General features: G+C 39.6%; 11 protein-coding genes. 1 reads left to right on the forward strand and 10 read right to left on the reverse strand.

What is annotated here, in order from left to right; all coding sequences use genetic code 11:
* Positions 1-8: 8 nt before the first annotated feature.
* From wecC to EHW67_RS06870, 10 genes are all read right to left on the reverse strand, one after another.
* Complete coding sequence (gene wecC, locus EHW67_RS06825; protein ID WP_126161602.1) at positions 9-1,217, reverse strand: UDP-N-acetyl-D-mannosamine dehydrogenase; 1,209 nt, start codon at positions 1,215-1,217, stop codon at positions 9-11.
* 119 nt (positions 1,218-1,336) lie between these two features.
* The gene (gene wecB, locus EHW67_RS06830) at positions 1,337-2,470 is read right to left on the reverse strand and encodes a non-hydrolyzing UDP-N-acetylglucosamine 2-epimerase (RefSeq protein ID WP_126161603.1); all 1,134 of its coding nucleotides are present in this window, start codon (positions 2,468-2,470) and stop codon (positions 1,337-1,339) included.
* A 16-nt stretch (positions 2,471-2,486) separates the two neighbouring features.
* On the reverse strand, positions 2,487-3,287 hold the full coding sequence (gene rfbD, locus EHW67_RS06835) for a dTDP-4-dehydrorhamnose reductase (RefSeq protein ID WP_126161604.1): 801 nt from the start codon (positions 3,285-3,287) through the stop codon (positions 2,487-2,489).
* The gene (rfbC, locus tag EHW67_RS06840; protein ID WP_126161605.1) at positions 3,266-3,811 is read right to left on the reverse strand and encodes a dTDP-4-dehydrorhamnose 3,5-epimerase; all 546 of its coding nucleotides are present in this window, start codon (positions 3,809-3,811) and stop codon (positions 3,266-3,268) included. Before rfbC ends, rfbD begins: the two co-directional genes overlap by 22 nt.
* Before the next feature lie 79 nt (positions 3,812-3,890).
* The gene (gene rfbA, locus EHW67_RS06845) at positions 3,891-4,754 is read right to left on the reverse strand and encodes a glucose-1-phosphate thymidylyltransferase RfbA (RefSeq protein WP_126161606.1); all 864 of its coding nucleotides are present in this window, start codon (positions 4,752-4,754) and stop codon (positions 3,891-3,893) included.
* A 130-nt stretch (positions 4,755-4,884) separates the two neighbouring features.
* Complete coding sequence (rfbB, locus tag EHW67_RS06850; protein WP_126161607.1) at positions 4,885-5,928, reverse strand: dTDP-glucose 4,6-dehydratase; 1,044 nt, start codon at positions 5,926-5,928, stop codon at positions 4,885-4,887.
* A gap of 3 nt (positions 5,929-5,931) precedes the next feature.
* Positions 5,932-6,987: a hypothetical protein gene (locus EHW67_RS06855; protein WP_126161608.1), complete on the reverse strand. Its 1,056-nt coding sequence runs from the start codon at positions 6,985-6,987 to the stop codon at positions 5,932-5,934.
* 6 nt (positions 6,988-6,993) lie between these two features.
* The gene (locus tag EHW67_RS06860) at positions 6,994-8,679 is read right to left on the reverse strand and encodes a DUF6909 family protein (protein WP_126161609.1); all 1,686 of its coding nucleotides are present in this window, start codon (positions 8,677-8,679) and stop codon (positions 6,994-6,996) included.
* A gap of 165 nt (positions 8,680-8,844) precedes the next feature.
* Complete coding sequence (locus EHW67_RS06865) at positions 8,845-10,344, reverse strand: GH3 auxin-responsive promoter family protein (RefSeq protein WP_126161610.1); 1,500 nt, start codon at positions 10,342-10,344, stop codon at positions 8,845-8,847.
* A gap of 6 nt (positions 10,345-10,350) precedes the next feature.
* On the reverse strand, positions 10,351-11,220 hold the full coding sequence (locus EHW67_RS06870; protein WP_126161611.1) for a M23 family metallopeptidase: 870 nt from the start codon (positions 11,218-11,220) through the stop codon (positions 10,351-10,353).
* Positions 11,221-11,417: 197 nt separating this feature from the next.
* Here EHW67_RS06870 and EHW67_RS06875 point away from each other — a divergent pair, with 197 nt between their 5' ends.
* Positions 11,418-11,603 (forward strand): twin-arginine translocase TatA/TatE family subunit, encoded by a 186-nt coding sequence (locus EHW67_RS06875; RefSeq protein ID WP_126161612.1) that lies wholly within the window; start codon positions 11,418-11,420, stop codon positions 11,601-11,603.
* Positions 11,604-11,751 lie beyond the last annotated feature (148 nt).

An 11,751-nucleotide genomic window follows, 5' to 3' on the forward strand; every position in this document is an offset into this window, starting at 1 on the left:
GCCATGATTTAACATATCCCGCAAAAATCCAATACAATCTGGTCTTTCTTCAATTTTAATGTTTTAAACTCTTTATGGGCTACCAAGAACACAATAATATCAGCTTTCTCTGCGGCTTCTTGGTATGGGGTTAATTTAAACACCTTATGTTCTTGAATATTGGGTTCTACAATATAATATTCTTCGTTATTGGCATTTTGTAACACCTTTTGAGCAATGTATTTTGCAGGAGACTCTCGAAGATCATCTATATTGGGTTTAAAGGCCAATCCCATTACAGCAATGCTAGGTTTGCGCCCGTGCTGTAATTCGAATTGTAGTTTAGCGGTTTGAACTTTTTCTGCACACCAAAAGGACTTATAGTTATTTATTTCCCTAGCCTTGCCAATAATTTGGGATTCCATAGGATAATCCGCTACGATAAAATAAGGATCTACTGCAATACAATGTCCACCCACCCCACAACCGGGCTGTAAAATATTAACCCTTGGGTGTTTGTTGGCCAAAGCAATCAATTCCCAAACATTGATGTCCGCCTTATCACAGATAAGTGATAATTCGTTTGCAAAAGCAATCTGTACGTCCCTTGAGGAATTTTCAACCAATTTGCACATTTCTGCAGTTCGGGCGTTTGTCTTGTGCAATTCACCTTTAATGAACTGCTTATAAAAGGCGGTTGCCTTATCTGTAGAGGCCTGGTTAACGCCTCCTATTACCCTGTCATTATGTACTAGTTCGTACATAACATTACCCGGAAGTACACGTTCTGGGCAATATGCGATATGCAATTTTCCTTCTAATTCAGGGCGATTGTCATAAATAAGGCCCATCATTTTTTCGGTGGTTCCCACTGGTGAGGTAGATTCTATAATATAGAGGTCATTTTCTTTTAATAACGGAAGAACAGCCCTTGTTGCAGCTTCTACAAAAGAGATATCTGGCTCATTTTTGCCTTTAAATGGTGTAGGTACCACTATTAGGTAGTTATTGGCTTCTATAGGGGAAGTGGCTGCTTTAAGAAAGCCTCCGGCTACAGCATTGGCTACAGCCTCGTCCAATTCCGGTTCAACAATATGAATTTTACCAGCATTAATGGTATCCACCACCTTGGGATTTATATCCACACCATGGACATTTGTTTTATTTTGTGCTATCAATGCTGCAGTAGGAAGGCCAATATAGCCCAAGCCTATCATTACTACTTCTGGTTTATTCATTTTTGATTGTATTACTTCAATTGTATGCTTTTTATTCATAGACCCAATAATCCTTGGATCTCAACCCAGCTGAGTAAATACTTCCCATATGGGGTTTTAGAACTATGTCCTGTTTTTTGTTAGGAATTCATCTCCTGAATATGGTTCACAATTCTAGCACAGGCTTTTCCATCCCCATACGGATTGTGTAGTTTTCCCATCTGCTCATAGGCCTCGGTACTATTTAGAAGCTTGGAAGCTTCAGCAACAATTTTAGTCCTATTCGTACCTACCAATACAACAGTTCCAGCATCTACGGCCTCTGGACGTTCTGTGGTGTCCCGCATTACTAGAACGGGCTTGCCCAAACTGGGCGCCTCTTCCTGAACTCCACCACTATCCGTAATGATCAGATAAGATTTTTCCATGAGCCAAACAAAGGAGGGGTAGGAAAGCGGAGCAATAAGGGAAATATTAGGTATGTCCGCAAGCAATTCATACACGGGTTTTTGTACATTTGGGTTAAGATGTACAGGGTATACAATTTGTGTATCCGGATGTTCCAGGGCAATTTGTTTTAAAGCTTCACAAATGTTAATGAAACCTTGTCCGTGATTTTCCCGTCTATGTCCAGTGACCAAAATCAATCTTTTGTTATTATCTAATAGGGAAATTAATTGAGCCACCTCGGCATCTGAAAATTCACTACTATTTACCTTATTTACACTAAACAATAAGGCATCAATTACGGTATTCCCGGTTATTACAATGCTTTCTTTCTTTTTATTCTCACGAAGCAAATTATCCATAGAGGTAGTCGTAGGAGCAAAATGGATGTTGCTGATTACTCCTGTAACACTTCTATTCATCTCCTCAGGAAATGGCGATTGCATATTGAAGGTTCTTAAACCAGCTTCTATATGGCAGACTTGAGCTCCGGCATAGAAAGAAGCCAAACTGGCTGCCATTGTAGTTGTGGTATCCCCATGAACATAAACGTAATCTGGCTGAAACTCTTCCAAAACCGGTTTTAAATTGGTAATAATATCAGCAGTAAGGGAATATAAATTTTGATTTGGCTTCATGAGATCTAAGTCAAAATCAGGTGAAATCTCAAAAAAGTCTAACACTTGGTCCAACATTTCCCTATGCTGTGCGGTAATACACACCTTCGTGTCAAAATCATCAGGATATTTAAGAAATTCTTTTACTAAGGGAGCCATCTTTATGGCTTCAGGCCGAGTACCAAAAATTATTAAGTTTTTAATTTTCATTCGTCAAATATTATTGTTACATATTTTGTAACACACTAAATTTAGGTCGGTTGGCAAAACTACGATAATTATTGTCCTTCACAACAGTTGTAGTATTTTTCAACCCTTTTTCTTCCAATATATTTATGGCAAACCCGTACCAACTCATGGCCTGTCCATCCGTAAAATGGTAAGTTCCATAGGGCTTAGTTTTATCCAAAATCAGTTTCAAAATATAATTGGCAAGGTGTACCGCATTGGTGGGGCAACCTACCTGCTCGTCCGTAATGCGCAATTCTTCTCCCTTTTTAGCCTTCTCCAAAATGGTCCTGTAAAAATTTTTGCCATATTTTTTATGGTACAGCCAAGAAGTGCGTACTATATAATAGTCCTCCATTATTTCTTTAGTATATTTTTCACCCTTTAATTTGGATTTTCCGTATTGGTTAATGGGATTGGGCCGGTCGTCTACGGTATAGGGCTCACCCTTTTCCCCATCAAAGACATAGTCCGTAGATATGTGTATTAGTGTAACTCCATATTGTTTGCAGGTCAAAGCCAAGTTTTTCACAGCCTCTGAATTCACTTTAAAGGCTATTTCCGGGCTTTTCTCGGCCTGTTCCACATTGGTGTAGGCAGCACAATTGATGCAGTAGCTAAACCCCCCTAATTCCATAGTTTTGTTCACCTTTTCGAAATCGGTAATATCCAAGTCTGTCGATTTCATAAAAACAAATTCCAACTTAGGGTATTCATGAGCCACATCTTGAAGGCTACGCCCCAATTGTCCTGATGCCCCTGTAACTAGAACACGTTTTATACTTGCAGATCTTTCCATAAGGGTAAATCTAGGTCTTTGGGGGAAAGAATCAAATCCATTCCCTTTGTTTCCCAATCTATATCTAAATCGGGGTCGTTGTATCTTATGCCTCGTTCCGATTCCTTATGGTAATGGCAATCGCACTTGTAGGCAAATATAACTTCTGGTGTCAGTGCCAAGAATCCATGCGCCATACCTTTAGGTATAAAAAGGAGTTTTTTGTTTTTAGAGGACAGCTTAAGTTTAAAATGCTGTCCGTAAGTATTGCTCTCCTTGCGCAGGTCTACCACAACATCCAAAACCTCGCCTTGCAGCACTTGTACCAGTTTAGCCTGGGCATGCTTTCCTGCCTGAAAGTGTAAGCCGCGTAAAACCCCCTTTTTGGAAACTGAAATATTATCTTGAACAAAGTTTATGGTCTCCCCAAGGGCTTTCTCCAAGTTTGTTTTATGGTAGGATTCAAAAAATATTCCTCGCTCATCTTCATATACCGTGGGCTCTAAAATAAAACAGCCTTTTAGCTGGGTCTCTGTAATTTTCAATATTTATTTTTTATTATCTAGTTAAATAATGTCCTTTTCGTAGCATAACAACGTCTTCTGTTATAAATGGACTATCCAATTATTCTCCAATGAGGCCAATCAGGTATTCCCCATACCCACTTTTTAATAAGGGACTTGCCAGTTTTTTAAGCTGTTCTTTAGAAATATACCCCATAGTATATGCAACTTCTTCTATAGATCCTATTTTAAGTCCTTGCCTGTCCTCTATGACCTCAACAAATTGCGAGGCCTGCATTAAAGAAGCAAAGGTACCTGTATCCAACCAAGCGGTTCCCCGATCCAAAATACTCACCTGCAACTTACCTTTTTCTAAATAGGCTTTATTGATATCGGTTATTTCCAGTTCTCCTCTTTTACTGGGTTTAATCTTTTTGGCAATGGATACTACTTCGTTATCGTAGAAATAGATGCCGGGTACTGCGTAGTTGGATTTGGGCTGTGATGGTTTTTCCTCAATACTAATGGCCTTTCCTTCCTCATTAAATTCTACCACCCCGTAGCGTTCCGGATCCTGTACGTGATAGCCGTAAATAATACCTCCATCAGGGTCGTTATTGGCCTGTAATAGGGTTGCGAGTCCTGAACCATAGAATATATTATCGCCCAAAATCAGGGCCACTTTATCGCCACCAATAAAGTCTTCGCCAATAATGAAGGCTTCGGCCAGTCCGTTAGGGTTTTCTTGGGAAGCAAAAGTAAAGGTACAGCCCAATTGGGAACCATCGCCTAAAAGGGTTTTAAATTGGTCGAGGTCTTTAGGGGTAGTTATAATAAGTATATCGCGAATTCCGGCAGACATCAAGGTAGACAAGGGGTAGTAGATCATGGGTTTGTCATATATGGGCATTAATTGTTTGCTCATCGCCAAGGTGATGGGGTGTAATCTGGTTCCGGAACCGCCTGCCAATATGATGCCTTTCATGCTTTTGTTGTTATGGAATTATTCTGTTTTTCAAATAGTAAGTTTTTACATCCCCCTATATCCTCCTTCAGGGGGAATTGTATGCAACAATTTTGTAGGACAATTCATAACTGATTTATCCATTATAACATTATTTGTATTGCCTACCGTAATATTCACGGTATTCTCCAGAGGTAACATTTTTTAACCATTCTTCATTGGCCAAGTACCAGTCGATCGTCTTTTCCAGACCTTGTTCAAAGGTTACCCTAGGTTCCCAGCTTAATTCTTGTTTTATCTTTGAGGCATCAATGGCATACCGTAGATCATGACCCGGCCTGTCCTTCACAAAGCTGATTAACTTTTCACTTTCTCCCTGGGGCCTTCCAAGCCTTTTGTCCATTTGCCTACACAGTAGTCTGACCAAGTCCAAATTTTTCCATTCATTAAAGCCGCCGATATTATAGGTTTCAGCATTTTTTCCCTTTTGGAATACTAAATCGATGGCAATGGCATGGTCCAGGACAAATAACCAATCCCTAGTATAATTACCGTCCCCATAAACGGGTAATGGTTCTTTTTTAATGATGTTATTTAAAAACAGGGGGATTAGTTTTTCCGGAAACTGATTGGGGCCGTAATTGTTGGAACAATTGCTGATCACAAACGGAAGACCATAGGTTTCTCCATAGGCCCTAACAAAATGATCGGAACTGGCCTTGGAAGCCGAATACGGAGAGTTAGGGTCATAGGCAGTATTTTCAGTGAAGAAGCCGGTATCCCCCAAGCTCCCATAAACCTCGTCCGTACTTATGTGATAAAAGCGTTTTCCCGTATAATCCCTTTCCCAGGTAGATTTGGCTGCATTTAAAAGATTTACCGTACCCAAAACGTTTGTTTTTACAAAGGCCATGGGGTCATGTATAGATCGGTCTACGTGCGACTCAGCTGCCAAATGAATGACCGCATCAAATGCGTATTTGCCAAAAACAGTATAAATATAATTAGACTCCGTTATATCCCCTTTTATAAAAGTGTAATTAGGGGCAGATTCTATATCCTTTAAGTTTTCCAGATTACCGGCATAGGTCAGGGCATCCAAATTATAGATATGATAATTGGGGTAGTTGTTGACCAACCTCCTAACCACATGGGATCCAATAAAACCGGCCCCACCGGTAACCAAGATGTGCATAGTCTATTCTTTTTTATAGTTTTTAAGAAAGGTGTTCAGTTCCAACATGCTTAATATAAGCAAAGTAATCCCGATAAAAGCAACAGGAATTTTAAATTTATTACTTTTCAATATTCCCTTAACCTCTACCCCCCTCCGTGGAAAAGCGGAAATGACGTTAAGGATACTGGATTTGTTGGCCCGTTCCTGGTTTAGTTGAACAAGGTTCTGTTTTAATTTATCTACCTGATTGATTAAGGCCAACTCCTTGTTTTCCTGCCCGCTGTTTTCACCTAAACTTATACTGGTTCCCTGTAGGGGCTTTTCCGCCTCTTTTTCCATCACGCGCTTGTAAAGTCGCTGTAAGGAATCCACTTCCATGAGTTGCTTCTTATAAAGACTGTCTTGTAAGCTAATGTTTTTATCACTAATACTTTGTTGCAACTGAAAGTATTCGTTTCTTGATATGGATTTGATGATGGATGGCTGTATCTTTTTGGCCACTGTGTTATTGGTCGCCGTTACCGAAATGGTATGGAAACGGGAATCCATCGCATTGAAATTTTGCAAGTAATTTTCCATGTCAATGGCCTTTTTGGTGGTGGAATCCAAGCTTCGCACAAACCTATCGAACAATTGTACCTTTTGGTTTTCGTCCGAATAGGACTCCACAACAAACTTCTTGAGTTTTGCTGCTTCCCCAACACTTACTTCCATGGCTTCGGCCAAAGCAATGGAGTCCTGGGCTTCCGCCAGCTCATTGTAGAAGTTAATATTGTTGTACAGTTGTTGAACACTGTTAAAATTAGGTTCTACCACCATGGTGGAAATAAATTTAGGCGTTTTAACCATATCCAAGTAAATCCCGAGGGCCAGACCAACCACTGCCGTAATCACAAACTTTATAAAATGCCTCTGTAAAAAAAGCAGGAATAAAATTAGGGTATGAAAAATCCCTTTAAATATATTTCCAATGAAGTTGAAAAATTTTCTAAATGCGTTTCCAATTAATTGGAACAATTGACCTAAATCCACTTCCTGGGACGAAGAAGGGGTAGGGTTTGGTTGCTGAGTGGCCATATTTACTTATGAATTTAATATTTGTGTTAGTATTTTATCTGTAATTAAATAAGTGGGTTTTACACCAGTGGTGCCTAATCCTCCGGATGCCAAGGTACTCCCCGTTTCCAAGGGATTATCGGAGGCATAGTAGGCATAACGGACTTTTACATCTTCCCGTATGCTTTTTCTAATCTTGGAAGCCGATTGTATGGCTTTTTGGTAATGTACGCCTTCCATTTCCAGACCAATGACATTCCAGGTAGATTCATGAAAAAACTTTAGAATGTCCTTGTTTTGCAAGGAAGTCCCTAATACTGTTATCATGGCCCCTTCCAGCACCTTTAAACCATTGCCTTCAAAATCCTCCTTGCCCAATTCGTTAACAAAGGGGTAGTTATCTGCCGTCCCTTCAAAAATATGGGCATTGGGAATCATTAGATCTCCTTTGCCCCCTTCAAGAATTCCTGCTTTTCCCATAATGGATATAGAGGCTATATTTAAAAATACCTGTTGGTTTTTTTTAATTCTATAGGGCTTTAATAGCTCGTCTATGGTTTCATAGGCTTGCTCCCCAAAGGCGTAATCCATGACAAATATAACTGGTTTTTCGCTTTCAGGGCCGTTTTTGTCAAATTCGTAGCAACAGGCATTTTTTCCCAATTTTGCCATATCAAAAATTTGCACATCTATATTGGTTCCGGAGACATCATCTATGGCAATCATCCCATTTTTTTTGGCATAGGTGGTGACTTTCTCCCGTAGTTTGGAATTTTGCGATATGCTAAGGGCCTCAAAAATTTCCAAATTGGTCTTGTCAGAAAATTCCTTTCCCACCGCCTTTCTGGCAAAAAGGGAGTTCATTACGCTGTGCATATTGGCACTAATAATATGGATGGGGCGCTGCAATAAGTTGTTTTCACGCAGTTTTTCTTTTATGGTATTGGCCCATCGTTCCCCGTGAATGTGATGCCCCAAGCGCTCCCGCAACATAGGACTAAAAGTAATGGCTCTTTTGTTTCCGGTAGTTTCCTCTTCAATGGCCAGCTTACCCAACCAATAGATAATCTTTAGAAATCGTTCCGGATTGGCCTTGGTCGACAATAATTTGTGAACGGCCATAATATCTATAAAAGGTCTGCCAAGAATATTGGCCACATGTATCAAGGCCACTTCCCGTTCCTTTTGGTTAAGTTCCTCTTTTTGGGTGGCTTCTTCCAATTTGGTCCAATCCCGTATGGTCTTGTCCGTATCCTCTATAAGAACCCGCTTGCTTATTTTCTCCGATTCAATGAATAAAAAGGTAAGATGGGTTAGAATATCGTAAATATCCGATCTTCCCCGGGTAATCTCTATGTTCATCTGCTCATCATCTATCCTATAGCAGTTTCTGCGCCTTTTAGGGGGGATGATAGGTTTAAATTGGGAGCTGGAATAACCTTCGTCCGAGGTAAGGTTTATATACCTACATTGTTCAATACCTTCCGGTAAACGTTCCAACACATATATTAGACCATTGAGTTCGGCTTTTTCCTCGGCAATGGAGCCATATATTTCCGGGCGCAATTGTAATAAGGATTGTCTGAGTGCCGCCCCCGATACCCCGGCAGGCTTGTAAAATCCTCTATTAAAAAGATGCCGCATGGTTATGTACAAGCGCTCTATGGCATTGGTAGAATCCTGGGCCCGGGTTGTGATAACAGATTTACTCATATACTAATGCAAAACTACAATTTAAATCCTTCAATTAATTTCTAAACGGTTTTTTCTATTATACCGTATTGCACTATCAGTTTGCTTTAAAGGAACCCTGGACAGTGGGAAGGCTATTCCTTTTTTCCCCTTCAATTTATGGGCTTTTGAAATCCAGTATCAGGTTTAGTTGGCAATTTGGCTTTGCAAGCCTTCCGCTACTTTTCGGTCGTTGGACAGGCGCTGTACCTTATTTTGGCCCCCTAATTTTCCAATGGATTTCATATATTCCTGAAAGCCTCCTTTTTTTATAGGTGTAACTTTCAAGGGCTGAAGTATTTTTCCGTCTATCAAATCAAAATAATAACTGTTCTGATTTTGCAATGCCATATCCAATAGGTTGATGAATTTCTTCATATCGGAGGGCGACTTTTCAAATTCGATGAGCCATTCGTGATAGGGGAGTTCCTTTTCAGCCGGATTAATTTGTGGAGCCACCGTAAATTCATTGATTCTGGCATCCGTGCCGGCTATGGCCTGTCTCATGGCCTCTTCTACTTCCTTGCCTATAACATGCTCGCCAAAGGCAGAAATAAAATGCTTTATTCTACCCGACACTATAATCTTATAGGGTTTTACAGAAATAAACTGAACGGTATCCCCCAGGTTATAGGCCCAGAGTCCCGCATTGGTAGAAATGATCATTACGTAATTCACCCCCACTTCCACATCCTTTAGTGTAAGTCGCTCCGGGTTGTCATTAAAAAAGTCTTCGGCCTTTACAAACTCATAAAAGATACCAGAATTTAACAGCAGTAGCATTCCTTTTTCTGATTGGGAATTCTGATAGGCAAAAAAGCCTTCGCTTGCCGGGAATAATTCTATACTGTCTACGCTACGTCCTATAAGGTTTTCAAATTTGGCCCTATAGGGTTCGTAATTTACCCCGCCGTAGATAAAGAGTTGAAAATTCTTGAAAAGATCACCAATTTTTTGTTTCGATTTAGTATTTAATTTTTCAAAATACATTTGAACCCAAGACGGAATACCGGCAATTACGGTCATGTCCTCGTTAATGGTTTCCTCAACAATGGCATTTACCTTGGTATCCCAATCCTCCATACAGTTGGTCTCCCAACTGGGCAATCTGTTTTTTTGCAGATAATTGGGTACATAATGCGCCGATATTCCGGATAGCCTACCTATTTTGATCCCATTCTTTTCCTTCATTTCCGGACTTCCTTGTAGAAATATCATTCTGCCATCTACAAAATCAGCATTTCCCGTCTCATGTATGTAATTAAGGATGGCGTTTCTAGAGGCTTCTATTTGATATTTTATGGATTCGGAGGTAATAGGGATATATTTTACGCCAGAGGTTGTTCCTGATGTCTTGGCGAAATAGGCCGGTTTTCCAGGCCAAAGTATATCTTTTTTGCCGTCCACAACTTTCTCCACATACCCCTTTAATGCCTCATAATCCCTTATAGGTACCTGCTCTACAAAATCGGCATGGGTCTTTATTTGAGAAAAATTATGGTCTCGTCCAAAGTCGGTTTCCCTACCCGCTACTATTAGGCTCTTAAATACCTTACTCTGGGTTTCAATGGGGTTATTGACCCACTTGGCAGTTTTTCTTGCAATATTCCTGGCAAAAATTTTTGCCGCAAAGGATTTTAAACTCATCTAATCTTATTTAAAATCTATAAAATCTAAGGGATTGATAGGGCTGCCATTACTCCAAAGTTCAAAATGTAGGTGTGCACCAGTCGTTAGTTCACCTGTATTGCCTACCGATGCTATTACCTCTCCTGACCTTACTACGTCACCCTGACTTTTATTTAAGGCGCCATTGTGTTTGTATACACTTAGGAGTCCGTCTACATGCTCCAAAATAATCACATAACCCGTTTGGGCCGTCCACTCGGCAAATACTACGGTGCCATTGGCAACGGCTTTGATGGGACTGTCCTTTGGGGCTACAACGTCTACGGCAAAATGCTTGTTTTCAGCATCAAATCCTTGGGAAATAGTACCGCTAAGAGGAGAAAACAATACCTGCCCCGGATTATTGATGTTCCGTTCAAATAAATTGTATTTGTCCTCTAAAGCTACCTCCGCCCTTAACAGCGAATCCTCCCTTATAGGTGTAAGGTCAACATTGGATGGGTCCAACTTATATTGTTCAAACAAGGAGTCCCTATTAATTTCATTATTCTCAATATCACCGCGGAGTACCTTCCTAATATTATCTAAATACCTATTGGTATAATTTAAAGTGGCAACCAGGGAATCTGTTCTGTAGGTGAGTTCTGTAGCCTGTCGCTTTAACTTGGTGGAGGAGTATCCAGGGATATATTCCCTAAGTGGGGTGAAGGCAATCAGCAATATGGTGAAGCCTATCAACCCAATTATAAAGAGAGAACCCGTTACAAAAACATTCATCCTACTAAGTTTAAATGAAATCTTTTCTTCAAAAGTACTTTCATTAAGGATAACCAGACGATACTTATGTAATAGCTTCTGTTTTATCTCCTTTCTTTTCTTTACCTTTTTGGCCATAATGAACAAAGATAAGGTTAGTATTTAACTTTAATTCTTTTATGATTATATTTGATATTCAATTGTAAATACTATACAAAAGTATTTATTAGCAAAATATATTCTAATTTAGAGGACTTAAAATACATTATAGAAGTTAAAATTTACGGCATTCTAATATCTTTTTTAGTACCTTTGTTACCTTAAATTATCATACTATGATCACTTTAAACACATTTTTAGCCATTGGTCCAATGCAAATAGCCTTGGTTGTGGCTATTGTTTTATTATTATTTGGAGGAAAAAAGATTCCTGAATTAATGCGTGGCTTGGGAAGCGGCATTAAAGAATTTAAAGACGCTTCCAAGGAAGATGATAAAATAGAAGAGAATAAAGAGAAATAAGATTTATTTTTTTTATTGATATAGAAAGCACTCCATGAGGGGTGCTTTTTTTGTTTATAAGCTTGATATAGTATTCCAATCCCTGCACTTTGTCGATGAGTTCCTTATTTTTCTCTATGTATAGTGGTTTCTATCTTATCGACATTCC

Origin of the sequence: Arenibacter aquaticus (genome assembly GCF_003957295.1) — a bacterium.
Taxonomy (GTDB): domain Bacteria; phylum Bacteroidota; class Bacteroidia; order Flavobacteriales; family Flavobacteriaceae; genus Arenibacter; species Arenibacter aquaticus.